This is a genomic window from Pseudactinotalea sp. Z1748 (genome assembly GCF_049725185.1).
Classification (GTDB): Bacteria; Actinomycetota; Actinomycetes; order Actinomycetales; family Beutenbergiaceae; genus CALKWS01.
The window spans coordinates 1-23,121 of record NZ_JBMPQB010000002.1; the positions used below are offsets into that span (position 1 = coordinate 1).

Below are 23,121 nucleotides of genomic sequence, written 5' to 3' on the forward strand. Positions count from 1 at the left end.
ACCAGCAGCACCAACCCGACAATGATCCGCCCCAGGTCTAGAAGGTCCATAAGTAGGAGTGTAAGGATCACAACCCGAGTCGCGATGAGCACTCCATCGACCCGGTTGAGCACCCGCATGAGGATCCCCAGCGGGACGCCGCCATCGCCCTTGCCGATCTGCTAGCACTGCGGCGCGGCACGTTCAGCTTACGGAACATCACGCAGCACAGCAGCCTCCGTCAGCATCAACTCGAAGCGACCGAGGCCACGGGCAGTTGTCGGCGGAACCTCGCCGTGCGTGTATATGTGCGTCGCCGGGTGCGGAGTCCGCACCCTGATTGAGTGTCAACGCTGTCGACCGAATCGGGCCAGGCAGTGCCACAGCCATTTGACCGCTTGGGGGTCGTAGTTTCCCGACCGTGACGCGATAGCGAGACTGGCCGGTGTGATCTCGCCACCAAGCGTGCGGGCCAACATGACCGGGACGTCGCTGCGGTAGGTCGGGTCAATCTGCTCTACAGCCACCCGGTAGCCGGGATGCACCTCCACGGGCAAGCAGAGTCGACCGAGCACTTGGGCGTGTGCTTGGTAGTCAGTCGGATCGAGAACGATTGCCTCCACGTCCCTCTGAAGCGTCAGACCTCCATGGATCTGCGCTTCTACGTAATCGTTGAGCGGATCATCCAGCGGCAGGTCGGCAGCAGACTCTGGCAGCAGGCTCGGATCAGTGATCCCTGCGTCGGCCAGACGCAGTAGTTCCTCCAGCCGCTCAGGTCCGCCGACGGCCGTCGGCTCGTAGACGCTGTCAGGCCAACAGAAGGTGGCGCGGTCGATCACTTCAGGACGAAGCCTCAAGTACGCCGAACCGAACCTCGGGGACGCGCCGTAGCTGTCATCGCGTCGATTCCAGGCCCCGTACACGGGCCGCTCATTGGCCGGCGCCTCGTCGTACCGACCCTTGAAAAGTCTGCTCTCCCACCGCCAGCGGTCTCCACCCACGTGAGCTGTCAACCCACCGTTTGAGGTGCCCGTCTCCCACTGGCTGCGATACACGCCGCTGGCCGCGATCGCATCGAGCACCGTGCCGTCGCCGAACCGCCATCCCGGTTGGAAATGCACGACGATGCGCGAAGCCATGTGACGAGAGTAGTCAGCGATGTTCTCGCCACGGGGGCTGGAATCGACACCCGCTACTGGGCATGACCGAGTCACCGAAGGACGCGCTAGACCTTCGTCCCCGCATGCGGATCCCGTCCCGGTGAGGGATCCCCAACTGACACAGCCTCGTTCGCACGCTTAGCGACTCCGGGCTGCGTAAAACCACTTCAGTCCTCGCTGTATAGTTCAGCGCATGCTGACCATTGCTTCTCGCCTGGACGTGATGAACCGGTTGGGCCGCGCGCTGGCCGACCCGACCAGGTCCCGGATCATCCTGACGCTGCTCGACCGGCCGGCCTACCCGGCAGAGCTGGCCCGCGATCTGGACCTCACACGCTCCAACGTGTCCAATCATCTGGCGTGCCTGCGCGACTGCGGCATCGTTGCTGCCGAACCCGAGGGCCGCAAGACGCGCTACGAGATCGCCGATCCCCACCTGACGCAGGCGCTGACCGCCCTGGTTGACGTCACCCTCGCGGTTGACGAGAACGCCCCGTGCATCGATCCTGCCTGCTCGGTGCACGGATGCGACGCAGCAGAGGCGGGCGCGTGATCCTGGCTGCGGTCCTGCAGGCAATCGGCCTGTTCATCGCGACCAACATCGACGACATCATCGTGCTCTCCTTGTTCTTCGCCCGCGGCGCGGGCCAACGCGGGACGACCACCCGCATCTTGGTCGGCCAGTACGTGGGGTTCGCCTGCATCCTCGGTGCCGCTGTGCTGGTGACTATCGGAGCCGGAGCATTCCTGCCCTCAGCAGCTATCCCGTACTTCGGGCTCATCCCCCTGGCCCTCGGTCTCTGGGCTGCATGGCAAGCCTGGCGCGGAGACGATGACGACGATGACGCCAAGGTCACGGGCACGAAGGTCAGCGCGTGGACCGTCGCAGGAGTCACCTTCGCCAACGGCGGAGACAACATCGGCGTCTATGTCCCCGTCTTCCTCAGCGTGGAACCCATCGCAGTGGTCGCCTACTGCCTCGTCTTCCTCGCGCTCGTCGCGGTCCTGGTCGTAGTCGCCAAGTTCGTTGCCACCCGGCCGCCGATCGCTGAAGTCCTCGAGCGCTGGGAACACATCCTGTTCCCCATCGTCCTGATCGGCCTCGGCATCGTCATCCTCGTCAGCGGAGGAGCGTTCGGTCTCTGACGGAGCCAAAGCGAACGAGAGAGGTCGCCAGGCTCGACGCTCCGGTATAGGGATCCCTAAGTGGGTCTGTTCGGCACTTCCGGACGACTCGCTGTCGTGGTGGCCTATTCACGCCGGTTCGGTCCTGGATGCGTTCGCTCGTTCGGTGAGCCAGCGGACCTTTCGGTGCTTGCTGATGCCGTCGTAGACCACATCGGGGGCGTCCGATAGGCGGAGCATGCAGAGCGCGAAGAGCCAGAAGAGTTGCTCGGCGAGGAGGTGGTCTCCGACGGTGCCGTCGGTTCTAATCTGTTGGCGATGGTGTGCGAGGTCGTCGCGGGTGGTGACGACTCGTTCCACCCAGAGGTGGGGGTCGATGACGATGAGGTCGAGGAATGGTTGACCGGCGAGGTCCACGCATTGCTTGATGCGCTTGGCGTACTTTACGTGCTTGCCGGTTGTTCGACGGTGTTTGTCGAAGGAGTCGAGTGCGGCGCTGACGTTGAAGATGCGATCTTCGATGACCATGGCTTCGCGGTAGCGAGTCGCCATCACCCGTCCGAGTTCGGTGCGGTAATCGGCGGCGACTGCGAGCCACCGTCCGAGACCTTCGATTCCTCCGAGGTCCGCGAAACTGAAGTACATCTCGTGGCGCTTGATCGGGTCGCACGGAGCAGTCCGGTTGGACCAGCGGATGTAGTAGGTGATGTCGTCTCGCGCATCCCCGATGGGTGTTCCCGCCACGGATAGGAGCGGAATGTCCGGATGATGGAGGACCACCTTCTCGAACTGGGCAGTCTTCCCGGTCGCGATGGACACGAGGTCTTGAAAGTCACTGGCCGTAGCCAGAAAGGTAGCGAGCGGCTGCGGCTCCGGCGTTTGGATCTGCAGTGACCACTCCTGGGCTACCCCCAGATCGTGCACATAGTCACCCGTGCCGCGGAGTCCCTGCGTCAGTCGAAAGGTGAGGTCCTCCTCCTCAATGGACAGCGCAGGGAGAGTCTTCGCGGTGATGACGGCGAACAGGTCTTTGTCCGTTCCTTCGATGCGCGGATACTCGACTTCAAGGCCAGAGTGGCCGACCCAGCCGGTGAGGTGGCGTATGTCGATGACAATTCGGTCAACGCTGAGTTCATCGGGGTCCTCGAACCAAGCCCCTTCCAGGAAGCGGTTGACGTGGACCTTCTCGGCGCGTAGGTCGCTACCGTACTCGCGCGCGCTGAGCCGGAAGGAGTCGAGCAAGGTGTAGGCGCGGTCACCGACCCTGCCGAAGATGAGCGGATAGGTCTGCTGGAACCCGCCTCGGTGCACCCGGTACTTCTGAACCGACCCGTCGGCGAGCACCTTGTCGAGCCAGGCCACGGGGCGCAGTTCGTCGTGGAGATGGAGTTCCCCTCCACTATCGGCACTCCAGGTCAGTGTCCCGAAGACTTGGTGGTCTTCACTGTCCGGGAGCCACCACTTTCCCCGCAGATCGAACGTGTCGGTCATCGCTTTTCCTCCGCAGGGCCATCCATGAGCCTTGGCCGCGACCATACTTGACGCTGGCAGGCGGGTGGGCGAATCGCACCAACTCGCCGCCGTCCTGCGGAGGGACGACGATCTGGCTGACGAGCCAGTGTCGCCGACAACCGAGGCGAACAGCGTTGCAACCATTCGTCTGGAACGTCCTCCTGGGCGGAAGGCAGCGGCTCTTCGATGGTCCGGATGGGCACGTTCCGTACGAGGAACCTCCTCCGGTCACTCTTACCGCTGATCAGCACTGTTGAAGTGGCGCGGCCGACCCTGTCCCGTAGAGGTGGTCCGGTGATCTGACCGGTGACGGGGCCACATGTGGACACATAAGTGGAGATCGTGGAGGTATTGGACTGATCAGCAGGACCTACTGACCCAGAAGGATGGGCCTATCCGGTGTCTTGGTCCGCCAGGAGGGCCAGGTAGCGGTACACGGTGGCCCGGCTGACGCCCAGCAGTTTGCCGATCTCCGGCGGGGTAAGTCCTGCTTGCCGGTACTGGCTGGCTTGTCTGACCTTGTCGCTGTCGGGGGTAACGCTCGGCCGACCGCCCTTGCGGCCGCGGGCGGCGGCCGCCGCCAGTCCAGCCCGAGTGCGTTCGGCCAGTTGGTCCCGCTCCAGTTGGGCGAAGGCGGACATGACTGTGAGCATGGCCTTGCCCATCGGGCCGGTCGTCGCCACGCCTTCGGTCAGTGATCGGAAGTGGATGCCCCGAGACTCGAGAGAGTCCACGAGTTCGAGCAACTGGCGGGTGCTCCGGCCTAGCCGATCGAGTTTCCACACGACCAACTCGTCCCCGGCCCGGGCGTTCTCCAGCAACTTCTCCAGTTGTGGGCGATTGGCCTGCATACCGCTGACGCCGTGGTCCGTGTATACCCTCAGGCATCCCGCGCCTTCGAGGGCTCGGATCTGCGGTTCCGGGTGCTGCTCGAGCGTGCTCACTCGCGCGTACCCGAGGCCTGCCATCTGCACTCCTTCTCAAAAACCCGATCCATTCCGCCTAGTTGAGACTCTAGCGAACGAGACAGTGTATTGAGACGGCTCGCCGAATGCCGTGTCCGGGAAATCGTTGGAACCGCAGCAGAGTCGGGGCGCCTGTTCGGCGGCATGGGAGTGTCTCGTCAAACGAACGATTGATGAGGCAACTGGATGCCGTGCCATGCAAACGACTTCTGCCATTCGTGCAGATGCCTTCTGAAAATGACAAAAGGCGGAAAGGCAGTCCCTGGAACTCGTGTCACTTAACCGGCTCTTCGCGGTTCGTGGTGAACGGCCTGTTGTGATCGGCGTTCACGCTGCGGCTCGCGCGGCGCTGGCCAGGAGTATACGGACCCTGTAGTTGGCGGAGTTCGTGAACCCGCGGCCGGTGCGTTTGATGTTCTTGATGCCGGTGTTCGCACTCTCGACCTTCGCGGTCGTGGCGCCAGTGACGACGAGCACCTCGATGGCCTCCCACCAGGCCACGACGGTGTCGTAGAGCCGGTCGGTCTCGGGCATACGGGCGACCTGGACGTAGTGACCCAGCCGCATCCGCTCCTCCCAGGCCTCAGCCAATGTCTCGGCGTCCAGCAGCCGGCGCAGCTGCTCCTTGACGCCCCAGGCGGCGCCGAGCTCATCGGTGGGGTCGTCCTCGCGGAACACCCGCTGCAGGCGTGCCCAGGCCCGGGGGGAGAGCGAGTCGGCCCCGCGCAGCAGCAGGGCGCGGTGAGCCCAGGACGCATCGCTCTTGCGGCCACGGCGACCGTGCTGCTCACGCGCCAGGCGCTGACGAACCGAGGTCACCATGTCGTTTGCGAGCTTCACGAGGTGGAACTTGTCCACCGACACCGCCGCGCGCGGCAGGTGGGTGCGCAGCGCCTTGCGGAACGCGGCCGAGGGGTCGATCGCCACCACCTCCACTCCCTCGCGCCACTGCGGGGAGCGGTCGGCCAGCCACTGGCCAACTGCCGCGGAGTCGCGGCCGTCCACGATGCCCAGAACCTGGCCAGTGGCGAGGTCGACGAGCGTGGTCATCCACGGCTCGAACCGCCGCCAGGCACCGGTCTCGGTGCGGAACCAGCGCACCGAGCGGTAGCGGTGCTCATCGATACCCAGCCGGCGCACCACCAGCTGGTCCACGTCGGGCAGCCACACCGCCGCGGCCGCTGTCAGTGCCGACTGCACCAGCCACCACGAGACCCGGTGAGCACGGGCCACCTCCGCCGCCGCCCGGCCCGAGTCGATCACCGCTGCCACGAGCTGGTCCTTCAGCCGCCCCGTCGAGCGGGCGAACCGGGGGACCTGGTCGGTGGCCTCGGCGAACGTGCCTCGGGCGCAGAGGCCCTCCTCGCAGAACCAGCGCCGCTTGGCCCACACCACCTCCACGGCCCCGGCCACCGGGATGTCCCGGAGACGCTGCAACTGGCGGGAGTGGACCCGCTGGGCCACCACCCCGCAGTCCGGGCAGCCCGGTGGGTAGGTTGACTCGATCACCACCCGGCGCCCGCCCTCGGGCACGTCGAGGGCCTCGATGACGCGGTAGTCGGGCAGGTTGAAGATCGTGCTCGCAGCATCACGCTGCGAGCCCGTAGGCTCGTTCACAGGCTCGTGGTCCTCTGTCTCGTGGATGTCTCGACAACACCCATCACAGCAGGGCCACGAGCCCTCACACGTCTATGACGCGCTGGACACCTTCACTACGAACCACGGAGAGCCACTTAACCCGTCATCTATTCTATGTCTTGCGAAGGGCCCCGTCGCTCAAGTTGTGACAGCAGCGTGCCCGATCTGACGCGGCACTCCGTCCCGGTGAAGGCTCGGCTTACGGGACGCTCCGACGTGGGCGGATGGCCCTGATGAAACGGCCCAGCGCAAGGTCTGAGCCTTTCGGAACAGATCTGTTGGATAGGCTGCACCGCATCGCTCGGCCCTGCGCCATCCCGGCCTATGCAGCATCGGACCGAGGCCTCCGCGCTGCGAACCCGCCCGCCGTGTCGGTGCGCCCCGGTAGCCTCCAACTATGGATCTCGTGACAGCGCGCGTACGGCGGTATCGCAGCATCGATGACAGCACCTCCTTCGACGTGGAGCGCGGCATCACATGCTTAGTGGGGAAGAACGAATCTGGTAAGACAGCCACCCTCCAGGCGCTCTATAAGTCGCTGCCTGTTGACGACGACGCCGCCTTCGATCTGACGATGGACTATCCATCACATCGCACGCGTGAGGCAACCGCAGCCAAGGTGCCGCCAGAGGTGACTTACCTCAGTTATGAACTAGATGATGACGACGTCCAGGCGGTAGAAGAAGTCCTTGGTCAGGGAGCGTTGACAGGCCGAACCGTCACGTACACAACACGCTACGACGGAAAGAAGACCGTCGTAGTGAAGGTCGACGAGACCGTGGTCGTCCAGCACCTCCTAGACGGGGTCGAACTGCCTCCGAGCGTGGCAGAGACTGCGCGCGATGCGGAAACTGCAGCGGACTTGGTCGCTGTGCTCAAAGAGATGGATGGGTCTAGCCCGGCTGCCGACGCGGTGATAGCGAAGGTTGCCAAGTGGCGGGAATCGTGCGCCACTCTCAAAGCGATCGACATTCTGGATGGACGTCGTCCTCGCTTCGTCTACTTCGGGGATTACGACGTTATGCCCGGCAAAGTGTCGATCCCCGACCTCATCGAACGGCGTGAGGATGGCTCCCTCAGCAGGGGCGAGAAAGCGCTGATGGCGCTCCTGTCGATCGCCGGGGTGAAGCCCGAAGATCTCTCTGCGGCGACCGACTCTGAGGACGCTGAGTACCAGATCCGCAAACTCGAGAACGCCTCCAACACCATCAGTGACGAGGTCTTCCACTATTGGAGCCAGAACGCCGATCTAAGCGTTAGGCTCACGCTCATCCCAGGGCCGGGGCCATCAGCGTCTCGGGCGACGAGGGAACAGGGGCCATTCCTGCAGGTCCGAGTCCAGAACGACCGGCACCGCGTCACTGTCCCCTTTGATGAGCGCTCGCGCGGCTTCGTCTGGTTCTTCTCGTTCCTAGCCTATTTCTCTCAGATCGAGGACGAGTCCTCCTACCCGCTAATCTTGCTACTCGACGAGCCAGGCCTCAGTTTGCATGCCACGGCTCAGCATGACCTCCTCCGATTCATCCAGGAACGTCTCGCTACCGAGCACCGGGTGTTGTTCACCACGCATTCGCCCTTCATGGTCGACGCGCAGAAGTTTGGCCAGGTCCGCACGGTCATCGACTCCAGGGAGACGGGGACTGTGGTCTCTGCCGATGTGCTGCGTGCGGATGCCGAGTCGGCATTCCCGCTGCACGCCGCGATGGGTGTCGAATTGACGCAGACCCTCTTCGTCGGACCGAACGTGCTGTTCGTCGAGGGTCCGTCTGACCTTGTGTACATCAACTTCTTATCGGAGGCAGTCAAAGCGGACGGTGGCACTGGCCTCGATTCCCGGTGGGCCGTCGTGCCTGGCGGAGGCCTGTCAAAGTTGCCTGTCTTTCTGAACCTGTTCGGCGCCAACGACATCACAACTGCGGTCCTAGTCGACTCCTCAGCGGGCAACGGTGCCGAGATGGCGAAGTTGCGGACCGCAGGCAAGGTGTTCGAGGGAGGCCTCGTGGCAGTGGGTGATGTGGTGAACAGTGACGAGGCAGACATCGAGGATCTGTTCTCCGCGAGCTTCTATCTTTCCCTGGTGAACCCTGCGTACGCGGGCGCGCTGCAAAGCCGGAAACTCACGGTGAAGGAACTGCCGAAGGGCGTCCGGATGGTGAAGCGTGTTGCCGCATACTTCGAGGCCGAGGGAATCAACGGTGGAAAGTTCAATCATTTCTCTCCTGCAGGGGTGCTCCTTCGCGCCGAGGTAAAACTTCCGAAACTCGATGCGGGAACACTCCAGCGAGCCGCTGATCTCTTTGGCAGAATCAACTCTCTGCTCCCTGTGAACTGAGGCAGAGCCTCCATCGAGAGGCGGCGACCTATCCAACCTTGCCCACTGCGCTGTATCCGGGTCCCTCCGACGCCAGGGGCATGCGGTGAGTTTTCCGTGACCTAACCATCGTCTCTTGGGCGACGTGGCCGCTTTCAGGGTCGGCTTCAGCCTCAACGGTCGGACCAGCCTGGCATGCTGGGCGTATGTAGGTAGCAGGCCTAAGTAACGATCTTCGCATATTTACTCGATGTTAAAATGGCATATAGATTATGCCTAGCGACAGAACAGGAAAACGAAACGTGGCGCTTAAGAAGTCAGACCTTTACGCGTCTTTGTGGGCGAGTTGTGACCAACTTCGAGGGGGCATGGATGCGAGTCAGTATAAAGATTACATACTTACCCTACTATTCGTTAAATACGTCTCCGATAAAGCGAAAGCCGACACGAACGGTCTAATCGTTATTCCCGAGGGTGGATCGTTCGACGATATGCTCGCCGCTAAGGGCGACAAGGAGATCGGTGACCGGTTCAACAAGATCATCGGTAAACTCGCTGAAGCCAACGACTTGCGCAACGTTATTGACTTGGCTGACTTCAACGATGAAGAGAAACTTGGTCGAGGTAAGGAGATGCAGGACCGCCTCTCCAAACTCGTCACGATCTTCAACGACCTCGACTTCGGCGGCTCCCGCGCAGAAGGCGATGACCTGCTGGGCGACGCCTACGAATACCTAATGCGCCACTTCGCTACCGAGTCGGGTAAAAGCAAGGGGCAGTTCTACACCCCTGCTGAGGTCTCGCGCATCCTGGCCAATGTCGTCGGCATCAATCGCCAGACTCGCCAGGACCAGACCGTCTACGACCCCGCCGCCGGATCGGGCTCGCTCCTGCTCAAGGCAGCCAGCAACGCACCGCGAGGTATGACGATCTACGGCCAGGAGAAGGACAACGCCACCTGGGCGCTGGCCAGGATGAACATGATCCTGCACGGCAACGAGATCGCCGACATTGCCAAGGGCGACACCATCACCAGTCCGCAGTTCGTCAGCGGCAACCAACTCAAGACCTTCGACTACGTCGTGATGAACCCGCCGTTCTCCGTGAAGTCATGGAACAACGGTCTGGAGAACGACTTCGGCCGCTTCGAATACGGTCGCCCGCCGGAGAAGAACGGCGACTACGCCTTTCTACTGCACGCCCTCAAGTCCCTCAAGAGCACCGGCAAGGCAGCCATCATCCTCCCGCACGGCGTGCTGTTTCGCGGCAACGCCGAAGCCAGCATCCGCACCCGGTTGTTGAAGCAGGGCTTTATCAAGGGGATCATCGGACTGCCCGCCAATCTGTTTTATGGCACCGGCATCCCCGCCTGCATCGTCATCCTCGACAAGGAGAATGCAGTCGGCCGCACGGGCGTCTTCATGATCGACGCCTCCAAGGGCTTCACCAAGGACGGTGCCAAGAACCGGCTACGCGACCAAGACATCCATCGAGTAGTCGATACCTTCAACCAGCAGATCGAGATCGACCGCTACTCGCGCATGGTCCCGATGAGCGAGATCGCCGACCCCAAGAACGACTACAACCTCAACATCCCCCGCTATATCGACTCCTCCGAGCCGGAGGATATCCAGGACCTCTCCGCTCATCTGCACGGCGGCATCCCAGACCGCGACCTCGATGCGCTATCCGAGTACTGGGAGCCCTTCCCGCAGTTGCGTGATCAACTGTTCACGCCGAATCGCCCCGGCTACAGCGACCTCGCCGTCGAAGTCGACCAAGTGCAGCAGACCATCCTGGATGCACCCGGCTTCCACAAACTCCGCGACCAAGTCAGCGGCATTGTCGCGGACTGGTTCATCCACTGGCGCCCGCGACTGGTAGCGATCGACGCCGACACCAAGCCAGTCGACCTCATCGGCGAAATGAGCGATGACTTCCTCGCACGGTTCCGATCGGTGCCACTGCTCGATGAGTACGACGCCTACCAGGAACTCATGACCTACTGGCACGACGTCATGCACGACGACATTTTTCTGCTCATGAACGAGGGATGGGTCACTGCCAGCAAGCCCCGCAAGACCATCGAGGACAAGGAGCGCAAACTCTCCGAGACGCCCGATCTGGTGGTCGGCACTGGCCGCAAGGCGACCAAGTACAAGATGGATCTCATCCCACCGGCGCTCATCGTGGCGCGCTACTTCCCTAAAGCGCAGAGCACGGTCGAAGACCGCCTTGCTACAGCCGAAGTCGCCACGCGCGCCGTCGAGGAGTGCATCGAAGAGCACACCGTCGAGGACGGACTGCTCGCCGAGGCAATGGACGACGACAAGATCACCAAGGCGCTCGTCGCAGCACGACTCAAGGCGATCAAGACCGACGGCGACCCTGAGGAAGTCAAAGCCCTCCGGCACGCCACCAGCCTGTACAACGCCGAAGCCACTGCCAAGAAGTCCGTCAAGGACGCTCAGGCCGAACTGGACCTCGCAACGCTGAAGAAGTATGGCGACCTTTCTGAGACTGACGCTCAGACGCTCGTGCTTGAGGACAAGTGGCACACCACGATCGCCAACCGGATCGACGGCGAAGTGACCGCCCTGACGCTTGACCTCGTCGACCGTCTCCAAGTACTCGGTGAGCGCTACGCCGAGACTGTGGACGATCTTGATGACGAACTCAAGAAACTGGAAGCCAGGGTATTCCGCCACCTCGCAGTCATGGGAGTTGAGGAATGAAACACTCCGCGCACCCCGCTTCTGGCCAGCGTGCAATCACCTTGGGTGAGATTGCGAAACTGTACCAATCGAGGACGATATCTGGTCATGAGTTGACGCCTCATGGTTACCCCGTCTACGGCGCCAATGGTCACATCGGCTACTACTCAAACTTCAACCATTATCAGTCACAAATTGCCGTGACGTGCCGTGGTAACACTTGCGGCCGTGTCAATTTTGTGCCGCCGCGGAGTTGGATTACGGGTAATGCGATGGTCGTCAACGTCGATGGCCGAAGCGACGTTGATAAGCGTTTTCTGTTCCACTACCTGAACGGGCAGGATCTGACGGGCCTAATAACTGGATCAGGGCAACCGCAGATTGTGCGCGGACCTCTGGCACGTCTAGAGATCCTCTTGCCTGCGTTGTCCGAGCAGCAACGGATCGCTGCAGTAGCGGACGAGGCCGATGATCTGATCGCCACGCTTGAACTCGTGATCGCCAAGAAGCAGGCGATAAAGCAGGGCATGATGCAGCAACTCCTGACCGGCCGCACCCGCCTGCCTGGGTTTATGGATAGGTGGTCACCAGTGAGGCTGCGAGACGCGGGTGGCACATACGGTGGGCTTGTCGGCAAGACCAAGGAGGACTTCGGAACCGGTTCAGCGACGTTCGTGACGTTTATGGAGGTCATGCAAGGCGTACGGCTACGCGGACGTCGTCTCGCACCGGTAAGGGTGCGCCCAACTGAGCGTCAGAACCGCGTGCTGCGTGGGGACGTTCTATTCAACGGCTCGTCTGAGACTCCCGAGGAGGTGGCACTCGCGGCCGTCGTGGACTACGACCCGAACCCGGCGACCTACCTCAACAGTTTCTGCTTTGGTTACCGTCTGAAGACCCATGATCAGATCGATCCGACCTACTTGGCTCACTTCTTCAGATCTCATCAGGGTCGCGAGGCTGTGTCCGTACTCGCCCAGGGCGCGACCAGGTACAACATCGCGAAGACCAAACTGTTGGACGTGGCTCCGTTGTTGCCGTCCATCGATGAGCAGCGGGCGATCGTCACTGTTCTGTCCGACGTTGAGGCCGAGATCGAAGGGCTGAACGCTCGACTCACCAAGGCCCGCGCCATCAAGACCGGCATGATGCAAGAATTGCTCACTGGCCGCACTCGCCTGCCAGTCGAGGAGGGCGCGGCATGAACACCGAGTGGGCAATTGAGAAACTCGACGACTTCATTAAGGCTACGACGGTGACCTATGTGGCCTCGCCGCCCAACACGATCGGCTTTCACAGTTATAGGACGGAGGCAGCCGAAGATGAGGTTGTCAAACGTGCACAGATTGTTGAGCAGATTCTCGACCGAGTAGTTCCGAGTTGGCGAAGTGAGATTAAGAAGAAGGATCGACAGAAGTGGTCAGTGCATTACGAGGCATCGGTCAGGGCGCGGGAGGCGCTTCTTCGCGCAGATGAAGTGCGTCAGAACCTCGGTGAAGACGCGCCAGAGTTGTCGGCAGCGGAGTTGCACGCGTGGATCTGGAGCGGTGCGCGGTCGTTATGGAAGTCGGGCCACTATCGTGAGGCCGTCGAGGGTGCGATTAAGAAACTCAACGCGGAGACGCAGAACAAGGTTGGACGTCGCGACGCAAGCGAGGCAAATCTGTTTAAACAAGCCTTTTCGATGGACGCGCCGAGGGTTGATAAGTCGCGCCTCCGCCGCATGGAGGACGACGGCAGTGACACCTACAAGTCAGTGCAGCGCGGCGCGATGACGCTAGCCGAAGGGGTCTTCGCGGGGATCCGCAACCCGCTGAGTCATGAGGCTGACCAGGAACTTTCCGAGCAGGAGGCACTGGAGTATCTGGCAGCGCTCAGCGTGCTGGCCCGATGGGTCGATCTTGCGACAGTGGAGACCGCCTCATGAGCGACGTCGGTCAGATTGAACGCATGACGCAGCAACGAGTAGTCGACCTGTTCCGTGAGCAACTCGGCTACGACTACCTGGGCGACTGGGGATACCGCGAGGGCAACTCGAACGTGGAGGAAGATCTACTGAAGCAGAACCTGCGGGCTCGGGGCTACGACGACAACCTGATCACTCGTGCTCTCGATCAACTCGCCAAAGCCGTTGCGGTCGGCGCTGGCCACGATCTGTATGAAGCAAACCGCGACGTTTACCAGTTGCTGCGTTACGGCGTGAAGGTCAAGCCCGGCATCGGCGAGCAGACCGAGACGGTCTGGCTGATCGACTGGAGCAGGCCCGAGGCCAATCACTTCGCTATTGCGGAGGAAGTGACTGTCCTGGGGCAGCACAACAAGCGGCCGGATGTCGTGCTCTATGTCAACGGGCTGGCGCTGGCGACGCTAGAACTGAAGCGTTCAAAGGTGTCCGTCACTGAAGGCATCCGGCAGACGATCGGCAATCAGCGACAGGAGTTCATCCGCCCCTTCTTCTCTACTGTGCAGTTCGTCTTTGCGGGTAATGACGTCGAAGGTCTGCGCTACGGCGTTACTGGCACCAAAGAGAAGTACTGGCTGGAGTGGAAAGAACCCTCCGATGTTGAGGCCCCACTGGAGCGCTCGTTGCAGCAGATGTGCAACAAGTCGCGCTTCCTTGAACTGATCCATGACTTCATCGTCTTTGACGCCGGTACGAAGAAGGGACCGCGTCACAACCAGTACTTCGGCGTGAAGGCCGCCCAGGAACGCATCGCCAAGCGAGAGGGCGGCATCATCTGGCACACCCAAGGATCAGGCAAAAGCCTGACGATGGTCTGGCTAGCCAAGTGGATTCGAGAGCATCAGCCGGACGCGCGGGTGTTGCTCATCACTGATCGCACGGAACTCGATGAGCAGATCGAGAGCGTCTTCAAGGGCGTCAATGAGCAGATCTACCGCACCAAGAGCGGCGCCGACCTGCTCAGCACGCTGAATACGTCGTCGGAGTGGCTGATCGGCTCGTTGGTGCACAAGTTCCGCGGCTCGGATGACGAGCAGGAACTTGACGCCGCGAGCGAGGACTTCATCGCCGAACTCAACACGACCATGCCTAAGGATTTCAAGGCTAAGGGCAACATCTTCGTGTTCGTCGATGAGGCCCATCGCACTCAATCGGGCAAAATGCATCGGGCGATGAAGCAACTCCTGCCCGAAGCGATGTTCATCGGCTTCACTGGCACTCCCCTGCTGGAGGCCGACAAAGCCACCAGTATCGAGACCTTCGGCTCTTTCATTCATACCTACAAGTTTGATGAGGCCGTCTCTGATGGCGTGGTGCTGGACCTGCGCTACGAGGCCCGCAATATCGATCAGCACCTGACGTCTCCGGCCAACGTGGACAAGTGGTTTGAGGTCAAGACCCAGGGAATGACCGATCTGTCCAAGGCGGAGTTGAAGAAGCGCTGGGGCACGATGCAGAAGGTCGTTTCCAGCGAGCCGCGTTCCAAGCAGATCGTCAACGACATCCTGATCGACATGGAGACCAAGCCGCGCCTGATGAATGGTCGCGGCAACGCCATGTTGGTGGCCTCATCGATCTACCAAGCCTGCAAACTCTATGACCTGTTCGTGGCGGCTGGCTTCAAGGGCAAGTGCGCCATTGTCACCAGTTACCAGCCTCACGCTGGCGATATTTCCAAAGAGGACTCCGGCGAAGGCAAGACTGAGAAGATCCGTCAGTACGATACCTACCGCAAGATGCTGGCCGACTACTTCGACGAGCCTGAGGATGTCGCCGTGGGTAAGGTCGAGGAGTTCGAGCAGGCCGTCAAGAAGCAGTTCATCGAGAACCCCGGCCAGATGCGGCTACTGATTGTGGTCGACAAACTCCTGACCGGTTTTGACGCTCCGTCTGCGACCTATCTCTATATCGATAAGAAGATGCGCGATCATGGCCTGTTCCAGGCCATCTGCCGAGTCAACCGCCTTGATGGTGAGGACAAGGACTACGGCTACATCATCGACTACCAGGACCTGTTCAACTCCCTGGAAGATGCCATCACCGACTACACATCCGGTGCCCTGGATGGCTATGAGAAGAGTGACATCGATGGCCTTTTGACCGACCGGATCGACAAGGCCCGCGAGGACCTGGACGACGCGCTGGAGCGCATCCGCGCCCTCTGCGAGCCCGTCACCCCACCCCGAGGCACGCTGCAGTATCAGCAGTACTTCTGCGCCGCTGAGTCAGGTAACGCCGAGCAACTCAAGGCCAATGAACCCAAGCGAGTTGAACTGTATAAAGCCGTGGCAGCCGTTTCCCGCGCCTACGCCAACCTCGGCAACGAGATGACCGACGCCGGATACACCGAGACCGAGGCCGAAGCCATCAGGTCTGAGATTGCCCATTACCTCGATGTGCGCGCTGAGGTGAAACTCGGCGCTGGCGAGGATGTGGATTTCAAGCAGTACGAAGCCGGGATGCGGTTTCTGCTCGATACCTACATCCAGGCCAGCGCTTCGCAGACTGTGTCGAACTTCGAAGATGCCGGACTTATCGACCTCATCGTCAATCTCGGCTCTGGCGCCATCGACAAACTGCCCGAGGGCGTCAAGAAGGATCCCGAGGCCGTCGCCGAGACGATCACCAACAACATGCGCAAGGTGATCATCGACGAACGCGCCATGAACCCGAAGTACTACGACCGCATGAGCGAACTGCTCGACGCCATCATCGAAGAACGCCGTAAGGGTGCCCTTGAGTACCAGAAGTACCTCGAGAAACTGCTCGACGCCGCGAAGCAACTCGGCACCAAAGAATCCGATGCCAAGTACCCAAGTTGGGCCGACAATGGCGCCAAGCGCGCGCTGGTGGACTTCTTCCATCCGCAAGGCGATCTTGCCGTCGAGGTCGATGAAGTGGTGCGGCACACCAAGCCGCACGGCTGGGTCGGGAACCCGATGAAGGAGCGCTTGGTACGCAATGCGATCAAGAGGACCCTGCCTGCCGATTACGACAACTTCGATGAACTCTTTGAACTCGTAAAGGCCCGCGATGAGTACCGCTAGCGCCTACATGACCGTCCGCGGGATCGACGTTGATGTCATCTACAAGGACGTCAAGAACCTGCACATCGGGGTCTACCCACCCATGGGCCGAGTGCGCGTGGCAGCCCCATCACGGCTCGATGATGACCAAGTACGCCTTGCCATCATCCAGCGCCTACCGTGGATCAAGCGTCAGCGCCAGGAACTCCAGGACGCTCCGCGCCAATCTGAGCGTGAGATGGTCACCGGTGAATCCCACTACGTCTGGGGACTTCGCCGACGCCTGAAAGTGGTCGAACGACCAGGCCGCGCCCACCTGGAGATCGACGGCGAACGCCTGGTGCTTTACGTATCGCCCGACGCCTCACCCGAGACGCGCCGCAAGCACCTGGACCAATGGTACCGGCAACAACTACGAGCCACCCTGCCCGACCTCATCGCAAAGTGGGAGGCCAAACTCGCCGTGTCAGTGCCACGGTGGACAATCAGGCGGATGAAGACCAAGTGGGGATCCTGCAACCGCGAAACCAGACACATCTGGTTCAACGTCGAACTGGCCAAGAAGCACCCTGACTGTCTGGAGTACATCGCCGTACACGAGATGACGCACTACTTCGAACGCAACCACACCGAGAAGTTCATCAAACTCATGGACACCCACCTCCCCGACTGGCGCGGTCGGCGCGACGAGTTGAATGGGTCCCCACTGGCCGAGGAGGAGTGGAAGTAGCCGCATTGGAAGAGATGTTGGCTTGGTGGACCCGTGGACTGGGGCATCGAGCGAAGGGTTCAGCGCTGCTGGGGAGTTGCATGAGATCTCCAGGCAGCGTGGTGATGCCGATGTTTGAGCGCTGGACTGATTGTCAGTCGTGAGGTAGCGCGCTCGAGACCGGCACGAAGTTGGTCAGAGTGCATATCGATATAGCGCTGTGTGGTCGCGAGCGATGAATGACCCAAGAGTGCTTGGACAAGACGCACATCACCGGTTTCTTGGTGGGTGAGGGTGGCGAACCGGTGGCGGAGTTGGTGCAAGGTCACGTCGCGGGGCAGGATCCGGGAGATCAGTGTGCCGACCCATCGTGGACTGAGGTGGCCGTTGTCGTTGCCGGGGAAGGCGTAGCCGCCACCGCTGAGGGTGGCCTCGCGGATTGCAACGGACAGGCTCGCGCTGAGCGGGAGTATGCGGTTGCGGTTCCCTTTGCCGTGTACGAGAAGGGACCAGCCGTCGAGGTCTTCGACGAGGTCACGACTGTGCACCAGCGCGATCTCGGTACGTCGCAATCCGAGTTCGCCGGCGAGCCGTAAGATTAGCCGCTCCCGGAGGCTGGCGTGCTCCCATGCCTTGAGGATTGCGCTGTCTGGAGCAGGTCGACGTGAGTTCAGGCTTGCCACCACTCGCGGTAGTGCCGAGGAAGGGTCGTGCGCGATACGTCCCGTGCCGTGCCCCCACGCGTAGAAGCCGGTGATGGCGTTCCGACTACCGCGGCGGGTCTCGGTGGCCCAGCGCTGTGATCCGCTGAACCCGATCAGGTCGTCGGCACTCAGGGACCAGGGGCCCTGGCCCGATCGCGCGGCCCATTTGGCCAGTAGTGCTACTCGCTCGAGGTAGGAGCCGATCGTAGTTTCAGCACGACCTGCCGCTCGCAGAGCGGTGACCCACTGTGCGAGGGCGTCTGTCCAAACTGGTGGAAGTGAATGCATGCGTCTGGTGTGGCCGGTTGGGAATGGGGGCCACGTCGCACTATCGCTGGGTGGGCGCATGCACGGCGTCTTCTGGTGGTGGAATGTGGATAGAGATCCATCAGGACGGGCACCTGTGGATAAGGATGCACCTCGGCAAAATCTGTGGATAGGCCTCGCTAGTGGTTTCCGTTCCGCACCGGCGCGACGCCCACATCCGGTAGCGCTGCGGACCCATGATGCCCTCCGAGAAGCGGGTGCAGCGGAGTAGCCGCACGAACGCCTGCGGCCAGATGTGGTGGCCGACTACCTTGTCGGCCCCGGATTTCATCCTCGCGCCGTGTTGGGGGACTCATGCTCCTGCCGCTTGTCGAAGTTCGCGGTAGTCGGCGAGGCCGATGACGGGTGCGAGGTGGACCTCAGACTCCGGATCAGAAGGTTGGGGGTTCGAGTCCCTCCGGGCGCGCTTCGTTTGAGACAGCGAACCAGAACCCCCGTCAGACATTCTCTGGCGGGGGTTCTGTGTGCCCGCCGTGGCCACGAACTGAGTCATCGGCACACCGAGCACCTCGGCAAGAGCGCCCAGGTCATCGATGTCCATGGCCACTCGACCGGAGAGTCGTCGCGCCCAATAGGGTTGGGAGTCGCCGAGCATACGCGCGAGTTCACCCGCTAGGCGACTTGCCGAACTCAGCGGGCAACTCGCCTGGCACCGCGAGCGGGCAGTCAGTGCAGGGCGCAGTGGTTGCGAGCGACTTGCAGGCCCGGGTGCGCGCTGCTGGGATCGATGCTGGCCTGGTCGACCTTGAGGCAGCGAAGGCTGAGCTTCTCGGGGTCCGGATGGGTCACCGGATTGGGAACCGCACGGCGTATCTGGCCGGCGCAATCATCCGAGAGCCCTGGCGCTGGCCGCTTCCGGCCGGTGGTGCGCCCATACCCGGCGTACCAGAACGCGCCTCGGAGCGCCGGGGTCCGGCGGTTCGCAAACGAGTGGCATCGGCGTGCCGGGGTGTGGCCACGGGTGGCTGTGGTGGGAAGCCGCAGACCGGGGTGGAGGAATGCCCGGAATGTGAACGGACCGAGGATGTGTCCGCTCCACCTGATCCGACCGAGGTCCGCCCGCCGGACAAGGTCGCCTGATGGCGGCAGGAGAAGCAGCGGTGAGGATGCTCCAGAGCCCCAGCCCGGTAGTGGACGTGCTGCTGGGCGAGGTTGATGACCTGGCGGGGTATGTCCGCCGCCGAGTGGTGGATCCCGATGGCGCTCGGCGTACCGCTATGACTGCGACCTGGGCAGCCCTGGGGGGTTCGTGTTCGATATCGCCGCGAAGGTGACCGGTTGGCACCGGGCACGGCTGGCTGCCCGGGGTGCTGAGCAACGGCGGCGGCTCAGTTCGCGGCCCGTCGGCGCGACCGGAGGCGCCAATCAAGACCGTGATGATCCGGGGGCGTTTACCGGTGTCGCCGAGGACCGTGTCACAGTAAGTGACCCGTTGGAAGTGCTACTGGCGGGCGAAGGACCGGGCCCGTGGCTGCAACGACCAGGGCGCCACCGGGCTGCTGGTCGCATGTCATCGGGTCCTGCGGTGGGTCAACCGAAGGGTGAAAGGGGTGAACGATGAGATCACAGCGGGAATCGAGGCTCTCCAAGCCTGGTCCGAAGGGACGTGTGGGGTGGGGCGCGGTTGCGGTGCTCGTCGGTGCAGCCATCCTGATCGGTTGCAGCGGCGACGATCACGGGCCTTCGCAGCACGCCGAGTCGCTGGCCCAGCAGTCCGCGGCGGTCGCTGAGGGCCCCCGCGAGGGAAAGCAGCACCAGGATGCCAAGGGTGGCGGGCAGGGGCACCATCACCGGGGGCCCGGGGGGCCGATGCAAGACATGGGCAGGCAGAACCCGGGCGTAGGTGAGCACCCAACGTGGGAAGCGGCCGATCGGGACAGTGCTTTGCAGCGCGGCCGCGAAGCGATGGAGTCCTTCGCGCGCCCTGCGTTGGCGCAGGTGGAGTGGTTGGAGGCGATGCTGGCGTTCACTGCCCCTGTGAATGACGGTGCTGGTGACTGGCCGTGACGGAGGAACTCAGCGGGTTGCGGGGCCGGTGTCCCTGAGCGTGGACAGCGCCGCGCGCAGTCGCGCGTCGGCGTCGTCAGCGACTTCGCGCACCTGGGGACTGTCGCTGAGCTGGACCATGGTCTGCGGGTCGATCGCCTCCACGGTGGTCTGCTCGTCGTCGTTGCCGCGGCGGACCACGACATTGCAGGGCAGTAGGACACCGAGCTCCGGTTCGGCTGCCAGGGCCTTGCTGGCCAGACCGGGGTTGCAGGCGCCCAAGATCACGTAGTCCCCGACGGCCTGGCCGGCCTCTTCACCCAGCTTGGTGGTGAAGGTCGCCTTGACGTCGACCTCGGTGAGGATGCCGAAACCCTGGTCTGCTAGAGCGGTGCGGGTGCGTTCCACGGCCTGCTCGTAGGACAGGGGACGGTGACGGTGTGGGTGTAGGCCATGGTCAACTCCTTCGACAGATCGTCGACGGCGTGCGGCTTCAGGGTTTCAGGCTCCCCGTGGGTTTAGGTCAGGGAGAGGAACAGCTTCTCCAGATCCTTCTTGTCCATGGTCTCGTCCGGATTGGCCAGGCACTGTTCGAGGCCGCTGGCGATGATCGCGAAACCGGCCCTATCCAGGGCCTTGGATACCGCCGAGAGTTGGGTGACGACGTCCTTGCAGTCGCGGCCCTCCTCGATTATGCGCACCACTGCACCGAACTGTCCCTGGGCGCGCTTGAGTCGATTGATCACGGGGGTCAGTTCGGTGATGTCCAGTTGCACGGGGGTCTCCCGAGGTGGTGCGGGGCGTGACCCCAGCTTATACCTGCGGGGGTGCCTTGCATACCCCCCGAGGTATCTGTAAGACTTGGCGACGCCCTGATTCTCAGAACACTTCGGAGAGAGATTCATGACCACCGCTTCCACCACCATCTCCACCCTTGAGCCGACGACCCTGCGCCAGTGGATGACCGAGCACCAGGACCTGGTGATCATCGACGTGCGCTCCGCGGCCGAGTTCAAGTCCCTGCACATCCGTGGGTCCTACAACGTGCCCCTGCCCCTGCTGTCCGAGCACACCTCCGATCTGGCAGCCCGGCTGGGTCAGCGTGTCGTGCTGGTCTGCCAGTCCGGGGTGAGGGCCGAGCAGGCCCGCCAGAAACTGTCCGGCGCCGGGATCGACACCGCCTACGTGCTCACCGGTGGAGCCCCAGGTTTCGCCGACGCCGGCGGTGACGTCGTGCGCGGGGCGCAGCGCTGGGACTTGGAGCGTCAGGTGCGCATGGTCGCCGGCTCCCTGGTCCTCACCGGGCTGGCGGGGGGCCGGTTCCTCTCCCCGAAGCTGCGCACCGTGGCCGGGATCATCGGCATCGGGCTGACCTTCTCTGCCGCCTCTAACACCTGCGCGATGGGCAGGGCCCTGGCGGCCATGCCCTGGAACAAGACGGCGGAGGAGCCCACCGCCGCCACGACCATCAACCAGATCCCCACCGCCTGATCCCAGGGCCAGCCCGTTTGGCACCCCCGCACCTTCAGCAGCCCAAGGAGCAGTCATGTCAGAGATCACCATCGCCGACGCCGATCAGCGCCGCACCCAGGACCAGGTCCTCGACGTCCGGTAGGACTTCGAGGTCGCCGAGGGCATGATGCCCCGGCGCCCTCCACATCCCCATGGGCCAGCTGAACACCCGCCTCCTGAGGTGGAGAAAGCCCGCCCGATCATCGTGGTCTGCCGCAGCGGCAACCGCAGCGCCCGGGTGGCTGATGCACTCAACGGCGCCGGCTGCACCGCCGACACCATGGCCGGGGGCCTGACCACCCGTTGAGACCTGCCTGCTGAGCCGGAAGACAAGGACACCCCCATAACCCTCACGCTCGCGCTGACCCTGCTGCTGTCGGTGATGATCGGACTTTCGCTCGGCCTGCTGGGCGGGGGCGGGTCCATCCTTACCGTCCCGATCCTCACCTACGTGGCCGGGCTGGACCCTAAGGAGGCCATCGCCGCCTCCCTGTTCGTCGTCGGGGTAACCTCCGCGTTCAGTGCCATCACCCACGCCCGCCACCGGCGGGTGAAGTGGCGCACCGGGCTGGTCTTTGGTGCGGCCGGCATGGCCGGGGCGTTCCTGGGCGGGATCCTGGGCGGGCACATCCCCGGCACCGTTCTGATGATCGCCTTCGCCCTGATGATGGTGGCCACCTCCCTGGCCATGATCCGCGGACGCAAGAACAACTCCGCCAAAGCCCACGACGGCGAGCTGCCCGTGGGCAAGGTGATCGCCGAGGGCCTGGTCGTGGGGCTGGTCACAGGCCTGGTCGGCGCCGGTGGCGGATTCCTCGTCGTCCCGGCCCTGGCCCTGCTGGGCGGGCTGTCGATGCCCGTGGCCGTTGGCACCTCCTTGGTGGTCATCGCCATGAAGTCCTTCGCCGGACTGACCGGCTACCTCACCACCGTGACCCTGGACTGGGCCCTGGTCGCCGCCGTCACCACAGCCGCGGTGATGGGTTCGGTTGCCGGGGCGCGGCTGGCCGGGCGGTTCCCCGAGGCCGCACTGCGTCAGGGCTTCGGAGTCTTCGTCCTGGCGATGGGCGTGTTCGTCCTGATCCAGGAGCTGCCCGACGCGGCCGGGACCGCCGTGGCGATCACCGCCGTTGCTGCGGCCTTGGCTGCTGCGGTGTGTTGGTTCGCCGTGCCGAAGTGCCCGCTGCGCACACCCACGATCTGACCGTCACCGGATTTCCGCACCATCTACCACCATCGAGTCCCCGATCACCGACAAGGAGATGCCCATGGCCACCACCGACCTCACCGAAGCTGACAGCCCGGTGCCCTGCCGGCCACTGGTCTGGAGCAGGTCCTCACCGCGGTGAAGGACCTAGACATGGCCCCCGTCCATGCCCAGTTCGCTGCGCAGCAGGCCCCCGCGCCGCGCTGACCGCCCGCACCCGCGGCCCACATCCACCGGCACCAGACACCACTTCGATCCCAACCCGAATGGTGCGCAGAACGCA

General features: G+C 62.9%; 17 protein-coding genes and 2 pseudogenes. 12 read left to right on the plus strand and 7 right to left on the minus strand.

The window, feature by feature from the left end; all coding sequences use genetic code 11:
- Positions 1 to 326: 326 nt before the first annotated feature.
- Positions 327 to 1,118 (minus strand): DUF3626 domain-containing protein, encoded by a 792-nt coding sequence (locus tag ACO0LU_RS04275; protein ID WP_424788796.1) that lies wholly within the window; start codon positions 1,116 to 1,118, stop codon positions 327 to 329.
- A 214-nt stretch (positions 1,119 to 1,332) separates the two neighbouring features.
- On the opposite strand from ACO0LU_RS04275, the gene cmtR reads away from it, so the two are divergent.
- Positions 1,333 to 1,692, plus strand: coding sequence for a Cd(II)/Pb(II)-sensing metalloregulatory transcriptional regulator CmtR (gene cmtR / locus ACO0LU_RS04280; RefSeq protein WP_028708027.1), 360 nt, complete (start codon positions 1,333 to 1,335; stop codon positions 1,690 to 1,692).
- Positions 1,689 to 2,285, plus strand: coding sequence for a cadmium resistance transporter (locus ACO0LU_RS04285; protein ID WP_030153505.1), 597 nt, complete (start codon positions 1,689 to 1,691; stop codon positions 2,283 to 2,285). Before cmtR ends, ACO0LU_RS04285 begins: the two co-directional genes overlap by 4 nt.
- 108 nt (positions 2,286 to 2,393) lie before the next feature.
- Here ACO0LU_RS04285 and ACO0LU_RS04290 read toward each other — a convergent pair whose 3' ends face one another.
- From ACO0LU_RS04290 to ACO0LU_RS04300, 3 genes are all read right to left on the minus strand, one after another.
- Positions 2,394 to 3,920, minus strand: a complete 1,527-nt coding sequence (locus ACO0LU_RS04290; RefSeq protein ID WP_424790194.1) for a hypothetical protein — start codon at positions 3,918 to 3,920, stop codon at positions 2,394 to 2,396.
- 248 nt (positions 3,921 to 4,168) lie between these two features.
- Positions 4,169 to 4,744, minus strand: a complete 576-nt coding sequence (locus ACO0LU_RS04295; protein ID WP_424790195.1) for a recombinase family protein — start codon at positions 4,742 to 4,744, stop codon at positions 4,169 to 4,171.
- Between the two features lie 324 nt (positions 4,745 to 5,068).
- The gene (locus tag ACO0LU_RS04300) at positions 5,069 to 6,358 is read right to left on the minus strand and encodes an ISL3 family transposase (RefSeq protein WP_424790196.1); all 1,290 of its coding nucleotides are present in this window, start codon (positions 6,356 to 6,358) and stop codon (positions 5,069 to 5,071) included.
- Positions 6,359 to 6,776: 418 nt separating this feature from the next.
- Between ACO0LU_RS04300 and ACO0LU_RS04305 the strand changes: the two genes are divergently transcribed.
- From ACO0LU_RS04305 to ACO0LU_RS04330, 6 genes are all read left to right on the plus strand, one after another.
- On the plus strand, positions 6,777 to 8,711 hold the full coding sequence (locus ACO0LU_RS04305) for an AAA family ATPase (protein WP_424790197.1): 1,935 nt from the start codon (positions 6,777 to 6,779) through the stop codon (positions 8,709 to 8,711).
- A 251-nt stretch (positions 8,712 to 8,962) separates the two neighbouring features.
- A complete protein-coding gene (locus ACO0LU_RS04310) occupies positions 8,963 to 11,425 on the plus strand; it encodes a type I restriction-modification system subunit M (RefSeq protein WP_424790198.1) in 2,463 nt (820 codons plus the stop codon).
- Entirely contained in the window at positions 11,422 to 12,609 is a 1,188-nt protein-coding gene (locus tag ACO0LU_RS04315) for a restriction endonuclease subunit S (protein ID WP_424790199.1), read from the plus strand. Before ACO0LU_RS04310 ends, ACO0LU_RS04315 begins: the two co-directional genes overlap by 4 nt.
- On the plus strand, positions 12,606 to 13,331 hold the full coding sequence (locus ACO0LU_RS04320) for a TIGR02391 family protein (protein WP_424790200.1): 726 nt from the start codon (positions 12,606 to 12,608) through the stop codon (positions 13,329 to 13,331). The genes ACO0LU_RS04315 and ACO0LU_RS04320 overlap by 4 nt, the downstream gene beginning before the upstream one ends.
- Positions 13,328 to 16,414 carry a type I restriction endonuclease subunit R gene (locus tag ACO0LU_RS04325; RefSeq protein ID WP_424790201.1) on the plus strand — a complete coding sequence of 1,029 codons (3,087 nt, stop codon included), beginning with the start codon at positions 13,328 to 13,330 and terminating at the stop codon, positions 16,412 to 16,414. Before ACO0LU_RS04320 ends, ACO0LU_RS04325 begins: the two co-directional genes overlap by 4 nt.
- Positions 16,401 to 17,123, plus strand: coding sequence for a M48 family metallopeptidase (locus ACO0LU_RS04330; protein WP_424790202.1), 723 nt, complete (start codon positions 16,401 to 16,403; stop codon positions 17,121 to 17,123). Before ACO0LU_RS04325 ends, ACO0LU_RS04330 begins: the two co-directional genes overlap by 14 nt.
- A 59-nt stretch (positions 17,124 to 17,182) precedes the next feature.
- Here ACO0LU_RS04330 and ACO0LU_RS04335 read toward each other — a convergent pair whose 3' ends face one another.
- Positions 17,183 to 17,785 carry a tyrosine-type recombinase/integrase gene (locus ACO0LU_RS04335; RefSeq protein ID WP_424790203.1) on the minus strand — a complete coding sequence of 201 codons (603 nt, stop codon included), beginning with the start codon at positions 17,783 to 17,785 and terminating at the stop codon, positions 17,183 to 17,185.
- 1,905 nt (positions 17,786 to 19,690) lie between these two features.
- Between ACO0LU_RS04335 and ACO0LU_RS04340 the strand changes: the two genes are divergently transcribed.
- On the plus strand, positions 19,691 to 20,140 hold the full coding sequence (locus ACO0LU_RS04340) for a hypothetical protein (protein WP_424790204.1): 450 nt from the start codon (positions 19,691 to 19,693) through the stop codon (positions 20,138 to 20,140).
- Between the two features lie 9 nt (positions 20,141 to 20,149).
- Here ACO0LU_RS04340 and ACO0LU_RS04345 read toward each other — a convergent pair.
- Positions 20,150 to 20,574, minus strand: a pseudogene (locus ACO0LU_RS04345) (DUF302 domain-containing protein).
- Positions 20,575 to 20,637: 63 nt separating this feature from the next.
- Positions 20,638 to 20,895: a metal-sensitive transcriptional regulator gene (locus ACO0LU_RS04350; RefSeq protein ID WP_424790205.1), complete on the minus strand. Its 258-nt coding sequence runs from the start codon at positions 20,893 to 20,895 to the stop codon at positions 20,638 to 20,640.
- Between the two features lie 127 nt (positions 20,896 to 21,022).
- Here ACO0LU_RS04350 and ACO0LU_RS04355 point away from each other — a divergent pair, with 127 nt between their 5' ends.
- The 3 genes and pseudogenes from ACO0LU_RS04355 to ACO0LU_RS04365 all read left to right on the plus strand — a co-directional run bounded on the left by ACO0LU_RS04355 (position 21,023) and on the right by ACO0LU_RS04365 (position 22,835).
- Positions 21,023 to 21,610 carry a rhodanese-like domain-containing protein gene (locus tag ACO0LU_RS04355; RefSeq protein WP_424790206.1) on the plus strand — a complete coding sequence of 196 codons (588 nt, stop codon included), beginning with the start codon at positions 21,023 to 21,025 and terminating at the stop codon, positions 21,608 to 21,610.
- A gap of 55 nt (positions 21,611 to 21,665) precedes the next feature.
- Positions 21,666 to 21,938: pseudogene (locus ACO0LU_RS04360) on the plus strand (rhodanese-like domain-containing protein).
- 36 nt (positions 21,939 to 21,974) lie between these two features.
- Positions 21,975 to 22,835 (plus strand): sulfite exporter TauE/SafE family protein, encoded by an 861-nt coding sequence (locus tag ACO0LU_RS04365; RefSeq protein ID WP_424790742.1) that lies wholly within the window; start codon positions 21,975 to 21,977, stop codon positions 22,833 to 22,835.
- The last annotated feature ends 286 nt before the right edge of the window (positions 22,836 to 23,121 follow it).

Coding starts and splice junctions, on each gene's coding strand:
- ACO0LU_RS04295 (WP_424790195.1), bottom strand. CDS start 4,744: ATGGCAGGCCTCGGGTACGCGCGAGTGAGCACGCTCGAGCAGCACCCG.
- ACO0LU_RS04320 (WP_424790200.1), top strand. CDS start 12,606: ATGAACACCGAGTGGGCAATTGAGAAACTCGACGACTTCATTAAGGCT.
- ACO0LU_RS04340 (WP_424790204.1), top strand. CDS start 19,691: ATGAGATCACAGCGGGAATCGAGGCTCTCCAAGCCTGGTCCGAAGGGA.
- ACO0LU_RS04290 (WP_424790194.1), bottom strand. CDS start 3,920: ATGGTTGCAACGCTGTTCGCCTCGGTTGTCGGCGACACTGGCTCGTCA.
- ACO0LU_RS04310 (WP_424790198.1), top strand. CDS start 8,963: ATGCCTAGCGACAGAACAGGAAAACGAAACGTGGCGCTTAAGAAGTCA.
- cmtR (WP_028708027.1), top strand. CDS start 1,333: ATGCTGACCATTGCTTCTCGCCTGGACGTGATGAACCGGTTGGGCCGC.
- ACO0LU_RS04305 (WP_424790197.1), top strand. CDS start 6,777: ATGGATCTCGTGACAGCGCGCGTACGGCGGTATCGCAGCATCGATGAC.
- ACO0LU_RS04330 (WP_424790202.1), top strand. CDS start 16,401: ATGAGTACCGCTAGCGCCTACATGACCGTCCGCGGGATCGACGTTGAT.
- ACO0LU_RS04355 (WP_424790206.1), top strand. CDS start 21,023: ATGACCACCGCTTCCACCACCATCTCCACCCTTGAGCCGACGACCCTG.
- ACO0LU_RS04325 (WP_424790201.1), top strand. CDS start 13,328: ATGAGCGACGTCGGTCAGATTGAACGCATGACGCAGCAACGAGTAGTC.
- ACO0LU_RS04315 (WP_424790199.1), top strand. CDS start 11,422: ATGAAACACTCCGCGCACCCCGCTTCTGGCCAGCGTGCAATCACCTTG.
- ACO0LU_RS04275 (WP_424788796.1), bottom strand. CDS start 1,118: ATGGCTTCGCGCATCGTCGTGCATTTCCAACCGGGATGGCGGTTCGGC.